Below are 18,506 nucleotides of genomic sequence, written 5' to 3'. Positions count from 1 at the left end.
CTCGCCTGAACGTGTATGAACATCGCGGAGGAGCGCATCGACCGACTCCACGACCTCGCCCGCGAGGCGGCGAGCGACCGCGACCACGACCGCGCCCGCGAGTACGTCCGCCTCGCCCGGCGGGTCGCAGAGCGGAACCGCTGCGGCCTCCCGAAGGCGTTCCGTCGGTTCACCTGCGACGACTGCGACGCCTACCTTCTCCCGGGCGTCAACGCCCGCGTCCGGACCCGCGCCGGCGGTCACGTCGTCGTCAGATGCGACTGCGGGGCGACGAAACGCTATCCGTACTGACCGCCCGCCGGCGATTTCGGCAGAATCGGCTTGTTCCCGCGTGTGTACGACAACCAAACGGCCGTCAAAGCCTTACTATTGAAGCCCTCCGGCACATAGTGGAGGCCACGCATGAACACGCAGGAGCTGCGAAAGGAGGCCCACGACCTCGACGTGACCGTCTGGGTGGGTAAGAGCGGAATCGAAGCGGTGGTCGGCGAACTCAACGACCAGCTGGCCGACCGGAACCTCGTGAAAGCGAAGTTCCTCCGGGCCGCCCTCGGCGGCACGACGGTCGACGAGGCGGCCGCCGACCTCGCCGAGCGGGTGAACGCGGAACTGATAGAGACGAGGGGGAAGACAGCGGTTTTCCATCGATGACCGGACTCGCGCTTCCGCTCCAACTACAGGGCGACGGCGGTGCAGTCGGTCGGTTCCTCGCCCAGCAGAACGTTCCGTACCCGGAGACGCTCGGGACCCTTCTCGGGTTCGTCCTCGGCTTCGCCGTCGTCTACATCGTCGGCAAGGCCGTCGTCTCGTCGCTTCTCAACCGCGTCCTCGACCGGCGCGGCGCGGAGGAACACGCGAAAAAGCCCCTGATGAAGGTCGGGACCCTCGTCGTGGCGTTCGTCGCGCTCGGCTTCGGCTTCGGCTTCGCCGGGCTCGGCAACTTCCTGCAGTCGCTCGCGACCATCGGCGCGGCCGCGACGCTCGCAATCGGCTTCGCGATGCAGGACGTCATCGCCAACTTCGTCGCCGGCATCTTCATCTTCACCGACAAGCCGTTCCGCATCAACGACTGGATCGAGTGGGACGGCAACTCCGGTGTCGTGGAGGACATCTCCTTCCGCGTGACGCGCGTTCGAACCTTCGACAACGAACTGCTCACCGTGCCGAACTCGCAGCTCACCGACGGCGTCATCAAGAACCCCGTCGCGAAGGACAAACTCCGCCTGCAGGTGCCGTTCGGCATCAGTTACGACGACGACATCCACCAGGCGACCGACATCATCCTCGACGAGGCCGAAAAGCACGACGGCATCATGGCGACGCCCGAGCCGTCGGTCAGACTGACCGAACTCGGCGACTCCGCGGTCGTCCTGAAGTCGCGCATCTGGATTTCCGACCCCAGCCGCGCCGACTTCGTCAAGACCCGCGGCGAGTACGTCACGGCCGTCAAACAGCGGTTCGACGACGCGGGAATCGAGTTCCCCTACCCGAACCGCACGCTCAGCGGCGAACTCTCGGTCGGGGGCGTGGAGCAGCTCGCGCAGTCCAACGACTGAAGCGCAGAGCCGACCGCGGGACCGGTCCCGGACGGTTCACACACCGATTCTCCCATTTTGTCACCGACCGATAGCGCCGGGAAGACGCCGCTTAGAGTTCGATGCGCTCGACGAGCCTGTCGTCGGACTTCGTGTTGACCGCGACGATGCGGACGTGGTCTTCGAGGCCCGAGCCGTCGAGTTTCGCCTTCAGGAGGTTGTCGACCTGATAGACGCCCGCGGCGTTGACCATCTCTATTTCGACGAGGACCGCCGACTCGTCGCCGGGCTTGAGGACGACGTCCTTGATGGCGCGGCTGGAGAGCGTGTTGATGCCGCGACCGCCCTTCTCGTAGGGGATGCGCGACCGGCCGCGCTCCATGTCGAGCGCGTCGGCGACGCGGATGACGCCGGCTTCGAGCGTGAGCGGGTCCTCCTCGCGGTGGTGACAGAGGATGGCGTGGAGGACCTCCGCTTTGATGCGGACCGCGTCGGCGAGGTCGTAGAACTCGGGGAGAAAACGGTCGAGCACGTCCGCCGCCAGCGGAATCGAGTAGTAGGCGTGGTTGTCGCGGTGGACGATGTGACCGATGTCGTGAAGCTGCGCCGCGAGAGCGATGATGACCGCCTCGTCGGTCTCGTCGAGCCCCTGTTCGGCCGCACCGTTGAACTCGCAGCCGCCGGCCTTGAGCAGGTCGTACAGCCGGAGCGCGCGGTTGAGAACGATTTCGATGTGCTTCGGACCGTGGTCGTTGTAGCCCTTGCGCGTCACCGCGTTCACGTTCTGGGCTTCGAGGAGCGTCGTCACCTCCTCGTCGTCGAGGAGCGCGGGAAGCACCTCGTTGAGCTTCTCGTCGGGGAAGGCGTGGTCGGCCTCCGGGTCGTAGACGCGGCCGCCGTTCAGCGTGTCTTCGGTATCGTTCATGCCACAGATGGTCGTCGCGCGGTGAAAAAAGAACTGGGGCGCGTGCGACCGCGTCGCGCGGCGGGCCGAGTTACGCGGCCTCGCTCGGCTCTTCGAGCTTCCCGGCGGCGGCCTCGACCGCCTCGTAGTCGGGTTCGACGCCGGGGTCGTCGCTGACCCACGCGTAGGTGACCTCGCCGTCGCCGTCCACGACGAACACCGCGCGCTTCGCCACGCGGTTGACGCCGAGGCTCGCGAAGTCCATCGCCACGTCGTAGGCGTCGACGAGTTCGCGGTTCGTGTCGCTGATGAGGCCGAAGTTGAGGCCGTTCTGCTCGGCGAACTCCGTCAGCGTGAACGGCGTGTCGATGCTGATGCCGTACACCGTCGCGCCGACGTCCTCGAAGTTGGCCATCTGGTCGCGGAACGTGCACATCTCGGTGGTGCACGTGCCGGTGAAGGCCGCGGGGAAGAACGCGAGGACGAGCGGCGCGTCGTCGAGGTTCTCCGAGAGCGTGAACGACTCGATGTCGCCGTCGATGTCGGTGAGCGGTGCGGTGAAATCCGGGGCGGCGTCGCCGACTGATACCATACGGGTGCCATTCGACTCCGCCCACATTATTTCACCGTCGGCGGAAATTCAGGCGTCGCCGACGGCGGACCCGTTGGTCGCCAACGCGGCGGCCGGCCGACTGCGCTCGACACGCCGGCCACAAGCTTTTCGTAGGAGCTGTCGGCCGAGACGCGTCGATTCGGCCGATACGAGGGTTACGACGCGCCGATATTCCGTCTTTCCAGAACCCGTAGAAGGCAAAAAGCCTATAATTGCCACTAGGTAACGCAGAAATAGAGATGTTCGAGACCATCACCCCACTGTTCCCGGGACTCCCGGGCGGACCCGAGCTGCTCGTCGTGCTGCTCATCGTCGTCCTGCTGTTCGGCGCGAACAAGATTCCGAAGCTCGCACGGTCCTCCGGGCAGGCCATCGGCGAGTTCCAGCGCGGCCGCGAGGAGATCGAAGACGAACTGCAGGACGTGACGGGCGACGACGACGAAGACGACGCGACCGACGAGAGTCCGGCCGAGTCGGTTTCGACCGAATCGGTTTCGACCGAGTCGTCGAACTAATCGCAGCTCACTCTCTCTCCTCTGTCCGCCCAGTGCGAACCACGCGATTTTTGGCCGGTCCTGAGAGATAGCGCCGTGGGGCGTGTGGCCTAGCGGACAGGGCGAGAGGTTCCTAACCTCTCGATCGCGGGTTCGAATCCCGCCACGCCCGCTCTTGTGTCGAACGCAGTGAGACCAAGAGCGGCCCGTGCGGGATTCGAATCAGAGAGCGAGCGTAGCGAGCGACCGAGGTTCGAATCCCGTCGCGCCCGCTTCGCTCACTTCGGTCGCTCAGCGACCGCGACGGACATCGCAAACGCTCTGCGTTCGCTCAATCCCGCCGCGCCCTTCGTCTGCGGGTAACCCCACGAGTCACCCACAAACGAGACGACTCTGCCAACCGCTCTCAACCGCGTCGCACCGCCCGGCGAGCCACGGTGCCGACGGGTGTGGTCACTCCGTCGTGCGCTCGGCTCGTGCGGCGGTTAAGCGCTGATTTATCGGCCAGATGTGCAGCGGACGTGCGGCGCTCGACTATAAAGGCATATAAAAATGGAACTTAAACAGGCCTTAAATTGTGAGTTAATTGAGAAAAAGACTTTTCAATCGGCCCGAATACCCCGTCACAATGGCAACCGACGACGCCGACGGAGGGGATCAAAAGGCGTTAACGGGTGATGTAACGTCACCCGAGGAGAGCGACACCGCTCCGGAGCAGGCGTCGAACGCGCGCGTCGGGTCGTACACGTGGGCCGATTTTCTCGACGAGTACGGAAGCGACGACGACGTGGAAGCGCTCTACGGCAACGACCCGCGGACGAAACGCGACGCGCACGGAACCTCCCGGTGGGAAGACGACGAACGACCGGGCGCGACGCCGACCCGGACCGACTGGGACCGCGTCGACCTCGACCCCGAGGAGTACCTCGACTGTCACCCGGTCGACGTGGCGGACGTCGTCGGCGAGCGTGGCGCGCACGCGAGAGATATCTACGGGCAGTTCGAAGCCTTCTGCGACCCCGAGACCACGCCCGTCGTCAAGGACGTGTGGCTGTGGGAACACTACAAGCGCGAGTACTACTACGAGGACGACGGCTCCCGCCCGCGGGATTCGGCGGGGGAAATCGTCCCCTTCGACGGCGAGGAGGCGCTGGGCTTCGACCCCGACCACATCGAGAACGCGCTGGCGCGGGCCGGACAGCGCGGCAAGGAACTCGACGCGGTCGTCGACGAGCGCACGGTCGACGTGGACCCCGAGTTCGACGAGGACGCGTTCTTCTCCAGCGTCGACGGCACGACCACGCTTGCGAACCGCTACGACCTCGAAAAGGCCGTCCCGATGGAGAAGAAGTCGCACTTCCGCGAAGTCGAGCGCTACTGGGTGAACAAGCCCTACGCGTTCGTCATCATCTTCCACTCCGTCAAGGAAAACGAGAAGAAGTACTACGTCATCGAACCGTACCTGAACCGCATCGAAGACGACCTGACGGACTTCCTGACGAACAAGCTCCGAACCGCCATCAAGTACGGCGACGAGAGCGTCGTCGAGGGCGGCCGCGACAACCGCGGACGGGTCATCGAAGCCGAGACCTACGAACTGCTCTCCCGGTACGACCTCTACGACCCGCCGGCGTCCGCGGCCGGCGAAAGCGACGACGGTTCGGCCGCTGACGGGGCGTCGGCTGCCTCTTCGGGCCTCGCGTCTCGACTCGGGCTGGGCGGCCTCTTCGGCGGGGGAAGCGACTCGGCGGCCGCCACATCGACGACCGCCGCGCCCGCCGGGCGGTTCGGCGGACTCGGGACCCGTCTGGGGCTGGGTTCCGTCTTCGGCGGTCGGTCACGCGACGCCGACGAGGGCGAGCCGCTCGGCGGCATCGACGGCATCGCCGTCCGGCCCGAACCGGCGGTCCTCGCCGACGACCCCAACGAACTGAACGACTACCAGGTGCGGAAGCTCCAGTACTACCTCCGCCGCGACTTCATCGGCTACGAGCGCATCGACGGCATCAAACACGACATCAACGTCGAGGACATCTCCTGCGACGGCTACAACTCGCCGGTGTTCGTCTACCACTCCGACTACGAGCAGATCATCTCGAACGTCTACCACGGCGAGGGCGAACTCGACGACTTCGTCGTGAAACTCGCCCAGCGCTCCGGGAAGGGCATCTCGAAGCGCCGCCCGCAGGTCGACGCGACGCTCCCCGACGGGTCGCGCGCGCAGCTCACCCTCGGCCGCGAGGTGTCGGACCACGGGACGAACTACACCATCCGCCAGTTCAAGGACGTCCCCTTCACGCCCATCGACCTCATCAACTGGTCGACGTTCTCGCTGGAGGAGATGGCGTTCCTCTGGCTCTGCATCGAAAACGACAAGAGCCTCATCTTCGCGGGCGGCACCGCCTCGGGGAAGACCACCTCGCTCAACGCCGTCTCGCTTTTCATCCCGTCGAACACGAAAATCGTCTCCATCGAGGACACCCGCGAGGTCGAACTCCCCCAGCGCAACTGGATTGCCTCCGTCACCCGCCCGTCGTTCGCGGACGACGACAAAGGCGACGTCGACGAGTTCGACCTGCTCGAAGCCGCGCTCCGCCAGCGCCCCGACTACATCGTGATGGGCGAGATTCGCGGCGAGGAGGGGCGGACGCTGTTTCAGGTCATGTCCACCGGTCACACCACGTACACGACGTTCCACGCCGACTCGGTCGGCGAGGTGCTCAAGCGGTTTACGACCGCGCCCATCAACGTCTCGAAGACGATGTTCACCGCCCTCGACCTCGTGTCCATCCAGACCTCGACGCGGGTCGGCGGCAACAAGGTGCGCCGGAACAAGTCGCTCACCGAAATCAACCACTACGACCCGGAGAACGACGAAATCAACGTTCAGGACGTCTACCAGTGGCAGGCCGAGACCGACGAGTTCCTCCAGATGGGCTCGTCGAACACGCTCGAAGACATCAAGTTCGACCGCGGCTGGAATCACGAGACGCTCGAACTGGAGGTTTTCAAGCGGCAGGTCATTCTCGCGTACCTCATCGACCGCGGGCTCAACACCTACACGCAGGTCGCGGCGACGTTTCAGGCGTTCATCAACGACCAGGACACCATCCTCGGGCTGATGGCGACCGACGACCTCGAACGGAGCCTCGAAGACCTCCGGGAGATGGAGTCGGTACACATCAACATCGACCCCGAGAGCGAGGCGATGGTCCCCCGGCCAGACCCGCCCGAACACGTCCGAAGGCTGGCGCAGGACATCCTCCGTCGAGCCGAAGACGAGCTGTTCCCCGACTACCGGGGGCGCGACGTCGGCGAGGTCGCGGATGCGCTCAACCACATGCGCGACGAACCGGACGTGGAGGCGACGCCCGGCGAGCGGGACGAACTCGACTCGCTCGAAACGTCGAGCCGCGACCCCGAACTCGACGAGGGACGCGACCGGTCCGAACTGGACGCGGGCGACGAGACCCCCGAAATCGAGGGCGACCGCGGCCCCTCCTCGCTCGACGGCGAGGACGAGACGCCGGCGCTGGAAGCGGGGCGCGACGCGGACGACGAACCGGACGGCTTCGGAGACGACGACGGGCCGTTCGGGTTCGACGACGCCCCCTCGTTGTCCGACCCCAACGACGACGCCGACCTCGACGACTTCTTCGGCGCGTTCGGTATCGACGGGGGGTCGGGTTCGGCGTCGGGGTCGGCCGCCGACCCGGACGACGAGGCGAACCCGGGCGGTCACGGAGACCACGAAGCGGACTCAGACGCCGAGGGCGACCGCGGAGACGAGACGTGGGGCGGCTTCGAGGCGGCCGAGGCCGACGACCCGCCGGACGCCGACGACGCGGACGCGCGCGGTTCGGACTCCGGTGAGGGGGAGTAGATGAGCAACCTCGATTCGAACGGCTCGGGCGGGCTCGACCGCAGCACCGACACCCTCGGCGACGCCTTCTACCCGCTGTTTCAGTTCATCTTCGACACGGACGGCGAGTTCGTCGCCGACGTCGAAGAGAAGCTCCAGCAGGCCCGGATGCCCGACACCGTCGAACTCTATCTCTCGCGGGCGCTCGCGGTCGGCGTCCTCGTCGGCCTCGTGCTGTGGCTCGTCGGGATGGTCGTCGGCTACGGCGTCTTCGCGCTCGGACTCGTCTCGGCCGACTCACTGAGCCTCGGCATTCCGGTCGGGAGCGAGGCCACGGCGGCCACGCTCCGGTCGCTCGCGATGCCCGCGGCCGTCGTCATCTCCGGGCTCGTCTTCGGGTCCCTCGGTTTCGCCGGCGGGTTCGGGACGCTCGTCGCTATCCCGTACTCGACGGCGTCCGCCCGCAAGCGCGAGATAAACATGCTCCTGACGGACTCCGTCTCGTTCATGTACGCCCTCTCCGTAGGCGGACTGAACCAACTGGAGATACTGGAGGCGATGGCCCGCGCCGAAGACACCTACGGCGAGGTCTCCCGGGAGTTCCAGAGCATCGTTCAGGAGACGGAGTACTTCGGCACCGACTACCGCAACGCCATCCGCCAGCAGGCGATTTTGACCCCCTCCGACGAGCTCTCGCAGTTCCTGACGGACATGCTCTCTATCGTCAACTCCGGCGGCGACATGCAGGGCTTCCTCGACGACAAGAAGGACAAGCACCTCCGGACCGCGAAACAACAGCAGGAACAGACGCTTGAGACGATGGAGCTGTTCGGCGAGATGTACATGACGCTGTCGCTGTTCCCGCTGCTTCTCATCATCATCCTCGTCATCATGAGCATGCTCGGCGAGGCCCAGTCGAGTCTGCTGTACGCGACCGTCTACGGGCTCATCCCGCTGACCGGGGTCGGCTTCCTCGTGCTCGTCTCGACGGTCAAACAGGACGAAATCGGCGACGGCTTCCTCAGCCCCGACGACGAGAGCGACCGCCTGCAGGGCCAACAGCGCGAGGGCCTCGTCCACATGGGGCTCATCGAGAGCTACGTCGGCGAGTTCAGCCTCTTTTCGCGCATCAAGTCCCGCGAGGGGACGTTCAAGACGAAAGAGCTCCTGCGCCGGCCGCACCTGTTTTTCAAACAGCATCCGCTTTTCACCCTCGCGCTGACGGTGCCCGCGGCGCTCGCGCTCCTCGCCGTCGCCGTCGTCGGCGGGGCCGCTCCGACGACGTGGGACGGGATGATAGCGAACCCCGTCTGGGGGACGTTCATCTGGTTTTACGTTCCGGTCTACCTCGTCGCGGTGCCGCTGACCGTCTTCCACGAGTGGAACGTCCACTCGCGGGCGGCCATCACCGGAAAGCTCTCCGACAACCTCCGCAAGCTGTCGAGCGCGAACGACACCGGTCAGACGCTCCTCGAATCGGTCAAAACCGTCTCCGACACCTCCTCGGGGAAGCTCGCCGACGAGTTCGAGGTGATGCACGCGAAGGTCCACTACGGGATGAGCCTCAAGGAGGCGCTCGTCGAGTTCAACAACAAGTACCACATCCCGCGGCTCGCCCGGACGGTCAAGCTCATCACGAAGGCCCAGGAGGCGTCGAGCCAGATTACCGAGGTGCTGACGACTGCGGCGCAGGCCTCCGAGAACCAAGACGACATCGAGCGCGAGCGCATCTCGCGGACCCGGATGCAGGTCGCCATCATCCTCATGACGTACGTGACGCTGCTCGCGGTGATGGCCATCCTGAAGACGCAGTTCCTCGACGTGATGGCCGGGCTCTCGTCGCAGGCGTCGAGTTCGGGCGGCGCGACGACCGGGGGCCCGAGCTTCGGCGGCGGCATCGACCCCGACCTGCTGTCGCTTCTGTTCTTCCACGGCGTCACCATTCAGGCGATGCTGTCGGGATTCATCAGCGGCTACATCCGCAACGCGGACCTCCTCTCGGGGGTCAAGTTCGTCGTCATCCTCCAGACGCTCTCGCTCGCGGTGTGGATGGTGGTCGGATGACTCGGCCCCGCCGCCGCGGCGACGGTCGCCGCGAGACGGGCGGCCGGAGCGCCCGCGCCCAGACGACCATCGACTTCGCCGTCGGCGTCGGCATCTTCCTCCTCGCGGTCGCGTGGGTCGTCGGCACCATCCCGCAGATTCTCGACCCCTTCGAGGCCGAACAGGACCGCCCGCTGGTCGCCAACCGCGCCGCCGACTCGCTCACCCAGCGCCTGCTCGTCGACGATGAGAACCCCGACGTGCTCGACGCGGCCTGCACCGAGGCGTTCTTCGACGGGGACCCCCCCGGCGGCTGCGACTACGGGAGCGCCGACCCCACCGACGCGACCGGTATCGGTGCGTCCTACGGGGTCAACGTCACGCTCTCGCGGGGCGGGAGCGTCGTCGAGACGACCGGCGAGTCGGTTCCGACCACGCGGAGCGTCGTCACCGCGCGGCGGGCCGTTCTCCTCGACGGCGACCTCCACGAACTCGCGGTGAGGGTGTGGTGACCGTGTCGCGCGCGCAGGCCCACGCGCTCGAAGCGCTCGTCGCCGCGATGGTGCTCCTCGCCAGCGTCACGTTCGCGTTGCAGGTGACCGCGGTGACGCCCCTGACCGCGAGCACGTCGAGCCAGCACATCGAGAACCAGCAGGCCGCCGTCGCCGACGGCGTCCTGACGGCGGCAGCCGAGACCGGCGCGCTGAAGCGAACGGCCCTGTTCACGCACCCCGAAAACGGGAGTTTCTACGGCATCGACGCGCGCGGCTACTACGTCGACGGCGGGCCGCCGACCGCCTTCGGGGCGATGCTCGACGAGTCCTTCTTGGACCGCGGCATCGCGTTCAACGTCTACCTGCACTACCTGCGCGACCGGGAGGTCAGACGGACGACCCGCCTCGTGTACATGGGCGAGCCGAGCGACCACGCCGTCTCGCGGACCCGGCTCGTGACGCTCACGGACGACGACGCGCTGACCGAACCGGGCACCTCGCCGGGCGGCGACCCCCGCGCGGTCGAAACGCGGAAGACGCTCGGTTCGGTCGACGCCGCGGCCGACGAGGAGTACTTCGTGCAGGACGGGAGCGCGGGGCCGCTGTACGGCGTCGTCGACGTGGAGGTGGTCGTATGGCGGATGTGACCGACGCGTTCGAGCGCGCGGGCGACGCGGTTGGTGAGGCGGGAGCGCCGGGCGGGGCGAGGGTTCTCGGCGGCGACGACCGCGGCCAGCTGATGCTCGTCGCCGCGCTCGCAATCGCGGTGCTCCTCGTCGGCCTCGCGCTGACGCTCAACACCGCGATTTACACGGAGAACCTCGCCACGCGCACGACCGACACGAACCTCGACGGGGCGGTCACCCACGGCGGCGCGGTCGAGGACGGCGCGGGGGCGCTCCTCGACGAGACCAATCGCGAGGGCGGAACGTACGGCGAACTCAACGACTCGTTCGGCGAGGCGTTCGGCAACTGGAGCGACGCGGCCGCGACGCTCGCCGCGGTCAGAGGGGCCGCGACGGACGCCTCGCACGTCGACCGCGTCCGAGGCACGCGAATCTCCCAGACCGACGCGGCGCGGAACTTCACGGACAGGAACGAGACGACCGACTGGACCCTCGCGAGCGACGTCGGCGTCCGCGGCGTTCGGTTCAACGTCTCGCGCGACTCGCTCGCAACGAGTAGCGGGTCGGCGTTCGAACTCGTCGTCGACGACGGGACCGACGCCGTCGAGACCGAAATCTACCAAAATACGACGCAGGGGCGCGTCTTCGTGGCCGTCGAGGACGCCGGCGGGACCCGGACGACCTGTAGCGTCGCGGCCGATGCCGGCGACTACGTCACGGTTGACCTCGCCGACGGCCGGCTCAACGGGACCGCTTGCGACCCGCTCGACGCGGTCCACACCGACCTCGACGGCGCGGCCACCGTCTCGTACCGGAACGCGGGGGCCGCCGAGGGCTCCTACGAACTGTACGTAGACGAGACGAACGCCACGGTCTTCGACGCGACGAAGTACGCGTCCGCCGGAAGCGGGTCGTCGCCGGTCGCACAGGAGGCGCTGTACGCCGTCACCGTCTCGTACGTCTACGAGTCGGGCGAGACGTACGTCTACCGAGAGCTTCGGGTCGCGCCGGGTGAGATTGCGTGACGCCGCCGACGTCCCCGACCGACCGGGGTGGCCGCGGTCGGTGCGAGGAGCGCGCGAGCCGCTCTCGGTCCCGCTCGACCGACCGCGCCGTCTCGACGGCGCTCGGCTACGTGCTCACACTCACCATCACGGTCGTCCTCATCTCGGGGCTGTTGGTCGCCGCCGGCGGGTTCGTCTCCGACGAGCGCGAGCGGGTGACGGAGACGGAACTCGACGTGGTCGGAAACCGGCTCGCGGCCGGCATCGAGTCGGTCGACCGAGTCGGGGCCGCCCCCGGCGAGTCGCGGGTCGAGGCGACGGTTCGACTGCCGCCGAGGGTCGCCGGCACGACCTACACCATCGAGGTGCTGTCGGCGTCGAACGAACTCGTGCTCACCTCGACCGACCCCGAGGTGGCGGTCCGCGTACCGGTCAAGACCGAGACCTCGCTGGCCGCGAGCAGACTCGACGGCGGCGACGTGACCATCACCTACGACTCGGCATCGGGGACGCTGGAGGTGGTGTCATGAGCGACCGCGCCGTGAGCGACACGCTCGGGTTCGTGTTCGTCTTCGCCATCGTCCTCTCGATGGTCGGCCTCGTCACGGCCGTCGGGATGACCGGCCTCCAAGACGCCCGCGACGTCGAGCGCGTCAACAACGCCGAGCGCGCGCTGGACATCCTCGGCGACAACATGGAGGACATCGCGAACCGCGGCGCGCCGAGTCGGGCGACCGAGGTGAAACTCCAGGACGCCAGCCTGACGCTCGGTCGCCCCGTCGAGTTCGTCGTCTCCGGAGAGCGGTCGGGGGACCCGTCGGTCAACTTCACCAACACCTACGAGGTCTCTCCGGTCGTCTACGAGAGCGATTCCAGCGACGAGCGAGTCGTCTACGCGTTCGACGCGCTCTTTCGGACCCGCGGCGACAGCGGGACGTTCGTCCGCCGGCCGTCGCTGGTGCTCACCGACGAGCGGGTGTTGGTTCCGGCGTTCGTGACGCGGCCCGACGAGGAGGCGACGACCTCCGTCGGCGGGTCGGGGACGTTCCTCATCCGCGCCGACAAGGCCGCCAGCGACGTGTTGGCCGCGCGGACCGACGGGCCGTACGACGTGAACTTGACCGTTCGCTCCCCCCGTGCGGCGCTCTGGGAACGGGAGCTATCGGGCCGCCCCGACGTGACCTGCGGCGACGTGGTCGAGCCGCCGGACGCCTACCCGAGCGTCTCGTGTCACGTGAACGGGACGGCGCGCGTCCACGTCGTCTCGACGTCGGTCGACATGACGTTCGCCGACTGAGCAGAAACCGGCACCGACCGTGACCGTCGGGTCGGCGGTCGGGCGGGCGGACCCGCTCACTCGACGTCGACTTCGACCTCGTTTTCCGTGACGTGCAGGAAGGTGATGAACTGGCCGCCCTCGGCCTGGTCGTAGTCGAGTTCGCCGCGCGACCCGGACTCGTCGACGCTCTGGCTGTTGCCCGGCCCGTCCGTGACGGTCAGTTCGAACTGCGGCGCGGCCAGCGAGAAGTAGTGGTTGACGACGAACTCCATCGAGGCGGTGTCGCCTGCGGCCTTCGAGAACGTTCGGCCGCTGTCCGCGGCGTGCTCGTCGAAGGTGACGCTGTCGTAGGCCTCGCCGTCGACGATTTCGGGGGCGAACTGCCACTTGTTCTGGTTGCCGAAGCCCTTGTCCGACTGGATGTCGCCGTAGGTCATCGTCTCCGAACTCGTGAAGTCGACGGTGAGTTCGGGGTTGCTCAGCGAGCAGTCGATACTCACCGCGTCGCTCGTGTCCGGGTCGAGGTCGGTGGCCTGCCACCCGTGGTATCTGCCGTCTTCGGTCGCGTAGTACAGCGTCAGGTCGAACGTGCCGTCGTAGCTATCGCCGCTACACTTGTCGTCGGCCTGCACGTGGAGTTCGAGGTCGCGCTGGTCGCCGTCGTAGTACATCCCCCACTCCATGTTCTGGAGGTGCTGGTCGTTCGAGAGCGTGAGGGTGAACGTCGAGACGTTGTGGTTCCCGGCCATCCCGCGCACGTCGACCGAGGTGCCCTCGTTCGGCATCTGGAACTCGCCGACGAGGCCGAGCGTCTCCAGTTTCACGCTCGCGGTTCGGTTGGCGTCGTCGACCGTCACGGTGCCCTCGCTCCGCGACTCGAAGAACGACGCCCAGCCGCGGTAGTGGTCGCTGTGGACCGTCACGACGATTGTCCCGTTACTGACCGGGTTGTCGTAGCTGGCCGTCGGTAGCTCGTCGTAGTACGCCGTCTCGTTCGGATAGATGCGATGGGCGCGTTCGGTCGCCGCGACCCTCGCGGAGACGTCGCCCGACGACGACCCGTCGCCGGCGACGCGGACGACCGGAAGCGTCAGCGTCGCACCGCGGTAGTGGAACTCCGGCGGCGAGACCATCGTCGTCCCGCCGTCCTGCGTGCGCCAGACGCCGCCGCCCTCGTAGGCGATGCGGGCGTCGCCGTTGCGGTACTCGACGCTCCCGAGCGATTCGTTGTAGAGCTCTTGGTCGTCGCCGGCGTCGGTGTAGTTCTTGTGCGTGATGCTCAGCCAGCCGCTGTCGTCGTCGACGACGTAGGCACCGCCGCCGGTGCCGCTGAGGTCGACGTACTGCGTTTCGCCCTCGCCGAGCGCGGAGATGGCGACCCGCGAGTCGAAAAGCGTCATCGAGTGCTCGGCGCGCGTCAGTTGGGACGCCTGTTTCGTCTCGTCGAGGGCGACGCCGCCGAGGGCGACGACGGCGGTCGTTCCCGCGACCGTGATTGCTAACAGGAGTACCACCGCGATCGGCGAGGTCTGCGCCGTCCGGTCTCTGACGACGCGATAGACCAGTGGGACTCGGGGGCGACCGCTCATTACCTGACTGAAGGAGATGCGGGGTGAAAACCTCGCGGGGTACCTGACAGTCAGGTAAGTAGAATCGTTCGAGAGGCGTGTTCACGAATGCTATTAAGGTGGTCTTGGAGGAGGCGAGGCCGGGTTCGTTGGCGGCAGAACCCGGACGGGGAAATTAGCAAATCGGAGATCTGATCGGTGCTCTCAAACCAAAGGCAGAGTACAGACTCACTCACCGTAACTCACCGACCACATTGAGGCTTTTGAGGACTAACTACTGGAAATGGAAACTCAAAGGCTCTGAGCCGTAGTGTAACGTCCGTTCTTGCTGGCAGTAGTATCCCCACACAACCGCTGAGAGCAAACTGAGGGTGTGTTGATTCTCTTTGATAGCGGGCTGAGAATACTAGTACAAATATCCACGTCACTCCCACAAATCTCGACAACCAACTCCTCCGCAGAGGTTGGCCTGTCTCGTACAGATACTTTAGAAGAGTCACTTGACCACGTGGCATGCCAATCCGATAGAGTGCTTATTTGATCCTTTGAGTTGTGTCTGACTAACCCAATGAATCACTCTTGTTGTATGTCTCTTCCAATATCTGCTTACGATATATCTCATCGACTGCCATCCGATACACTAGCGGTTCGTGGTACTTCTGATATGGCGAACCGGACGCCCGATCTAATTCATCAGAGATTGCATTCATCCAACCACGGCGAAATGACCGGTCCAGCATTCGCTTGGGGTAGCCACTATACTCGACCCAATGTGGAGTTTTGTCTGCACTTTCTCCGGAGAGTGTCTTGAAGGCCATATACTCGTCAGCTGTCTCAATGAGTTTCTCTACGTTCTCCGTGTCATCCTCGATGATGAAACCTGCCGCGGGCTCATTCGCCGGAAACGCGCCTAACACGTATCGGTTGTTAATAGACACCGCGATGCGGTCTCCCCGGGTAATGGAAGTTACCAAGCGTGAGTCTTCGTTTTCGAGTTCCCAAGTGAAAATCACGTCGGCAAGCAGGTCGAAGAAAGATTCTGCCCACTCTTGACTCGGTGCCAACTCAAGGATATTCACCAGCGCCTCTCGTGCATCATCATCATCCGGCTCAGGCCCTACTGATTGGGACTCGTCCATTACAAAGCTGGCATTGACTCTCGGCGCGTCAGACGAGACCGAGGCTGTAGTTCTCAAGCGTGTCGTCGGCAGTGCAGATAGAGAGTGGAGATATTTTTGAAGTTCGTCAATGTTGACCGCGGAACTTTCAGACCAAAGGCGAAGAAACCAATCTTGCAACTCTTCAATCACATTCTGATCCTCAAATTGGATGCCCATCTCAGTCCGCCCAGTCACGCCTTTCTCCGTCAGATTTGCAGACCCGACGACAGCAGAGCTATCAGAGAGTATCACTTTGGCGTGAACATCCGGAAAATGGTGAATTCGCTCTTGATTCGCTTCTACGAGTTCTTGTATTTCCTGCCGGGAACTGCCTCCAAATGTCCCTACCCACGCTTCTACATCGGTGATAATTCTCCACTCGCCTGTGTCAGAAAGGATAGTTCTCAGATAGCTTGGGCTAATATACGGACACACCAACCATACGGTGTCTGAGTTGGCAGTCTCTCGAATGGCCTTGTCGAACGGAGATTCCCCTCGGTCGTAACTCCCCTTCGGATGATATATCAGTTGAGCCATACCCTGAGATTAGTTGGTAATCAGACAAAAAGCCACAGGTAGAATGACTTCGGCGTAATGTGGTCTGCACGCGCTCATAATCTCTTCCGCTAACGGTTGCGCTCGGCAATATCGACAAAGGGCCACAGTTCTCCGCCAAGTGGACACAGCGGCGTTCGGAGAATGAACTCGCCGGGATTTGAACCCGGGGCCTCTCCCATGCCAAGGGAGTGATCTACCCCTGATCTACGAGCCCTCAAACGCAATCATTCATTCCCCGGTCGAATAAATAAGGGCTTCGAATCGTTCGACGGCCGCGGGGCGGTCGCGTGGGCGTCGGTCGGCATCGGTGTCCCGATTCGGCGGTACGCTTACTCCTCGTCAGCCGCTCGGGTCGGGTCGGAGAAGACGACCAACGTCCCACCGTCGGTCGCGCGGCGTTCCACGTCGCCGGTGGCGACCAATCCGTCGACGACGCGGCGGGCGTGTGTCGGTGACCAGTCGAGTGTTTCTCCCAGCACATCTTCGAACATTCGTCCGTTATTCTTGTGGAGGAGCGAGACGACTCGCTCGGCGTCGGAGCGAGCCTCGGTCGTTGTCGCGGTCGGAGTCGTGGACGAGGACGCCGACACCGGCGACGGCGACTTGTTGCGCCCCCTGAGAACGCCTGCGACGACGAAGCCGACGGTGAACACGGCGAGGGCACCCAACAGGAGTAACGTCTGGGTGTTCGATTCCTCCCCGCCGGAATCACCGTCAGCGCCGCCTTCGCCGCCGCCGGCCGTTTCAGTCTCGGGCGGCGCGTCAGTCGCCTCCGCGGTTGGGGTCTGTTCGTCCGTCGGCGGCGCTGTCACTTGCGCCTCTGTCGTCGCGTTCGTCTCAGTACCGAACCCCTCGCCGTCCCCGACGCACCCGGCACTCCCCACGACGAGTACCGAGACGAGCGCTACGAGAATCAGTCGTCTCGCTCGGTGACCGTCCGTTCGTATCAACATAGACGTGAAGGTATGCCCACAAACACCATAACTATTGTTTGATAATAGACATGAATGGCAGACTATCTCGGAAGAGATGAGATAGTGCGTGATTGTCTCGAAAACGGCCACCACGCCGGGTACCCAAGCGGGTGTCGGCCCGTGGGACGAATGGCTAGTTCGCACCACGACGGCGAGGACGGGCAGCGAAGCGACGGAGGATGCCGCAGATTCGACGCCCTCGGCGACGAACCGACTCGTTTTTTCCGTCGCTGGCGGAACGACTCGGTATGACCGACGACGACGCTCCCGAAGTTCCGGTGGTGTGTGAGGCCTGCGACACGACCACTCGCGTTCCGCTCTCGGAGGTCGCGGACGCCATCGAGCGGCACAACGAACAGGTCCACGACGGCGAGGACGTCGCGCAGGTCGACCCCGAAATCGTCCGGCACGTGACCGACCTCGCGGCGAAGGACATGAGCGTGTTCGAAGACGAAGACGAGGCGTGAGTTCGCGCCGAAACATCGAGCCGTAGCATCGGCTCGCCATTTCTTCACTTCGTTCAGAAATGGACTCGCCGGGAGTCCCGCGAGCGCAGCGAGCGGGACGTCGGCGAGTCCACGAACGACTGAAGGGAACGAAGTGACCGAAAGGAAGTGAGTGGACTCGCCGGGATTTGAACCCGGGGCCTCTCCCATGCCAAGGGAGTGATCTACCCCTGATCTACGAGCCCGCATCCTCCGATAGCCGTCGCCCGTTTAGAAGCCCTTCGATTCCGGCCGGGTCAAGGCGGGGGCGAGTCGAAACGGTTTAACCCGGCGCGCGTGGATAACCTAATGGGAATCCAGCACGGCCGCAAATCTGACTTCGCCCGTTTGGGCTTGGGATTGCGGTAGTGCCCCGGCAGTCGGTGATACGACTGCGGGGTACTCGTTTCTGCGGTCAGTGCGGTTCCAACCCGCAACAATGGCACGAATGCACACCCGCCGCCGTGGCTCGTCCAGCTCGGACAAGCCGGTGGCAGACGAAGCACCGGAGTGGAGCGACGTCGACGCGGCTGACATCGAAGCCCGCGTCGTCGAACTTGCAGAACAGGGCAAGGACCCGAGCCAGATCGGCCTGTCCCTGCGCGACGAAGGCGTCAAGGGCGTTCCCGTCCCCGACGTCAAGCTCGCCACGGGCAAGAAGGTCACCGCCATCCTTGAGGAGAACGACGCCGCAGGCGACCTCCCCGAGGACCTCCGCAACCTCATGGAGCGCGCTATCCGCCTCCGCGAGCACATGGAGGAGAACCAGCAGGACAAGTCCAACCGTCGCGCGCTCCAGAACACGGAGTCGAAGATTCGCCGCCTCGTCTCGTACTACCGCGGCGACAAGCTCGACGACGACTTCACCTACAGCTACGACGTCGCTGTCGAACTCCTCGAAGAGTAA

Annotated in this window: 18 protein-coding genes and 3 tRNA genes; 14 read left to right on the top strand and 7 right to left on the bottom strand. The window is 65.0% G+C overall.

The genetic code is table 11. The features are described from left to right. Nucleotides 1–15 precede the first annotated feature (15 nt). From FY251_RS02835 to FY251_RS02825, 3 genes are all read left to right on the top strand, one after another. Entirely contained in the window at nucleotides 16–291 is a 276-nt protein-coding gene (locus FY251_RS02835; protein WP_042666662.1) for a ribonuclease P protein component 4, read from the top strand. Nucleotides 292–402: 111 nt separating this feature from the next. Continuing rightward, nucleotides 403–651, top strand: a complete 249-nt coding sequence (locus FY251_RS02830) for a YhbY family RNA-binding protein (protein WP_042666663.1) — start codon at nucleotides 403–405, stop codon at nucleotides 649–651. After that, complete coding sequence (locus tag FY251_RS02825) at nucleotides 648–1,556, top strand: mechanosensitive ion channel family protein (protein WP_148413356.1); 909 nt, start codon at nucleotides 648–650, stop codon at nucleotides 1,554–1,556. Before FY251_RS02830 ends, FY251_RS02825 begins: the two co-directional genes overlap by 4 nt. A 91-nt stretch (nucleotides 1,557–1,647) precedes the next feature. On the opposite strand, the gene FY251_RS02820 is transcribed toward FY251_RS02825, so the two are convergent. Beyond that, complete coding sequence (locus FY251_RS02820) at nucleotides 1,648–2,460, bottom strand: HD domain-containing protein (RefSeq protein ID WP_148413355.1); 813 nt, start codon at nucleotides 2,458–2,460, stop codon at nucleotides 1,648–1,650. 70 nt (nucleotides 2,461–2,530) lie between these two features. Then, nucleotides 2,531–3,031 (bottom strand): redoxin domain-containing protein, encoded by a 501-nt coding sequence (locus FY251_RS02815; RefSeq protein WP_148413354.1) that lies wholly within the window; start codon nucleotides 3,029–3,031, stop codon nucleotides 2,531–2,533. Nucleotides 3,032–3,291: 260 nt separating this feature from the next. Here FY251_RS02815 and tatAt point away from each other — a divergent pair, with 260 nt between their 5' ends. From tatAt to FY251_RS02770, 9 genes are all read left to right on the top strand, one after another. After that, nucleotides 3,292–3,567: a Sec-independent protein translocase protein TatAt gene (tatAt, locus tag FY251_RS02810; RefSeq protein WP_089778378.1), complete on the top strand. Its 276-nt coding sequence runs from the start codon at nucleotides 3,292–3,294 to the stop codon at nucleotides 3,565–3,567. A 78-nt stretch (nucleotides 3,568–3,645) separates the two neighbouring features. Continuing rightward, nucleotides 3,646–3,718 (top strand) — tRNA-Arg (locus FY251_RS02805). A 456-nt stretch (nucleotides 3,719–4,174) separates the two neighbouring features. Then, nucleotides 4,175–7,429 carry a type II/IV secretion system ATPase subunit gene (locus tag FY251_RS02800; protein ID WP_148413353.1) on the top strand — a complete coding sequence of 1,085 codons (3,255 nt, stop codon included), beginning with the start codon at nucleotides 4,175–4,177 and terminating at the stop codon, nucleotides 7,427–7,429. Continuing rightward, complete coding sequence (locus FY251_RS02795) at nucleotides 7,430–9,472, top strand: type II secretion system F family protein (protein ID WP_148413352.1); 2,043 nt, start codon at nucleotides 7,430–7,432, stop codon at nucleotides 9,470–9,472. Next, nucleotides 9,469–9,963, top strand: coding sequence for a hypothetical protein (locus FY251_RS02790; RefSeq protein ID WP_148413351.1), 495 nt, complete (start codon nucleotides 9,469–9,471; stop codon nucleotides 9,961–9,963). The genes FY251_RS02795 and FY251_RS02790 overlap by 4 nt, the downstream gene beginning before the upstream one ends. Next, on the top strand, nucleotides 9,957–10,592 hold the full coding sequence (locus FY251_RS02785) for a hypothetical protein (RefSeq protein WP_148413350.1): 636 nt from the start codon (nucleotides 9,957–9,959) through the stop codon (nucleotides 10,590–10,592). The genes FY251_RS02790 and FY251_RS02785 overlap by 7 nt, the downstream gene beginning before the upstream one ends. Beyond that, nucleotides 10,580–11,596, top strand: coding sequence for a hypothetical protein (locus tag FY251_RS02780; RefSeq protein WP_148413349.1), 1,017 nt, complete (start codon nucleotides 10,580–10,582; stop codon nucleotides 11,594–11,596). The genes FY251_RS02785 and FY251_RS02780 overlap by 13 nt, the downstream gene beginning before the upstream one ends. Then, the gene (locus tag FY251_RS02775) at nucleotides 11,593–12,105 is read left to right on the top strand and encodes a hypothetical protein (RefSeq protein WP_148413348.1); all 513 of its coding nucleotides are present in this window, start codon (nucleotides 11,593–11,595) and stop codon (nucleotides 12,103–12,105) included. The genes FY251_RS02780 and FY251_RS02775 overlap by 4 nt, the downstream gene beginning before the upstream one ends. After that, nucleotides 12,102–12,872: a hypothetical protein gene (locus FY251_RS02770; protein ID WP_148413347.1), complete on the top strand. Its 771-nt coding sequence runs from the start codon at nucleotides 12,102–12,104 to the stop codon at nucleotides 12,870–12,872. Before FY251_RS02775 ends, FY251_RS02770 begins: the two co-directional genes overlap by 4 nt. Nucleotides 12,873–12,928: 56 nt before the next feature. Here the strand turns inward: FY251_RS02770 and FY251_RS02765 are convergent, their stop codons facing one another. From FY251_RS02765 to FY251_RS02750, 4 genes are all read right to left on the bottom strand, one after another. After that, nucleotides 12,929–14,443: a hypothetical protein gene (locus FY251_RS02765; RefSeq protein ID WP_148413346.1), complete on the bottom strand. Its 1,515-nt coding sequence runs from the start codon at nucleotides 14,441–14,443 to the stop codon at nucleotides 12,929–12,931. Between the two features lie 539 nt (nucleotides 14,444–14,982). Continuing rightward, entirely contained in the window at nucleotides 14,983–16,119 is a 1,137-nt protein-coding gene (locus tag FY251_RS02760) for a phospholipase D family protein (protein ID WP_148413345.1), read from the bottom strand. A gap of 163 nt (nucleotides 16,120–16,282) precedes the next feature. Beyond that, nucleotides 16,283–16,354: transfer RNA gene (locus FY251_RS02755), tRNA-Ala, on the bottom strand. A gap of 115 nt (nucleotides 16,355–16,469) precedes the next feature. Next, the gene (locus FY251_RS02750) at nucleotides 16,470–17,204 is read right to left on the bottom strand and encodes a hypothetical protein (protein ID WP_148413344.1); all 735 of its coding nucleotides are present in this window, start codon (nucleotides 17,202–17,204) and stop codon (nucleotides 16,470–16,472) included. Between the two features lie 158 nt (nucleotides 17,205–17,362). On the opposite strand from FY251_RS02750, the gene FY251_RS02745 reads away from it, so the two are divergent. Continuing rightward, complete coding sequence (locus tag FY251_RS02745; RefSeq protein ID WP_042666675.1) at nucleotides 17,363–17,581, top strand: hypothetical protein; 219 nt, start codon at nucleotides 17,363–17,365, stop codon at nucleotides 17,579–17,581. A 152-nt stretch (nucleotides 17,582–17,733) separates the two neighbouring features. On the opposite strand, the gene FY251_RS02740 is transcribed toward FY251_RS02745, so the two are convergent. Continuing rightward, nucleotides 17,734–17,805 (bottom strand) — tRNA-Ala (locus FY251_RS02740). Between the two features lie 233 nt (nucleotides 17,806–18,038). Here FY251_RS02740 and FY251_RS02735 point away from each other — a divergent pair. Beyond that, on the top strand, nucleotides 18,039–18,506 hold the full coding sequence (locus FY251_RS02735; RefSeq protein WP_042666676.1) for a 30S ribosomal protein S15: 468 nt from the start codon (nucleotides 18,039–18,041) through the stop codon (nucleotides 18,504–18,506).

This window comes from Haloferax sp. KTX1, assembly GCF_902410085.1.
In the GTDB taxonomy this organism is placed as follows: domain Archaea; phylum Halobacteriota; class Halobacteria; order Halobacteriales; family Haloferacaceae; genus Haloferax; species Haloferax massiliensis.
The sequence above is the reverse complement of the archived record's forward strand: the minus strand, read 5'-3'. Positions and strand labels throughout refer to the sequence as shown.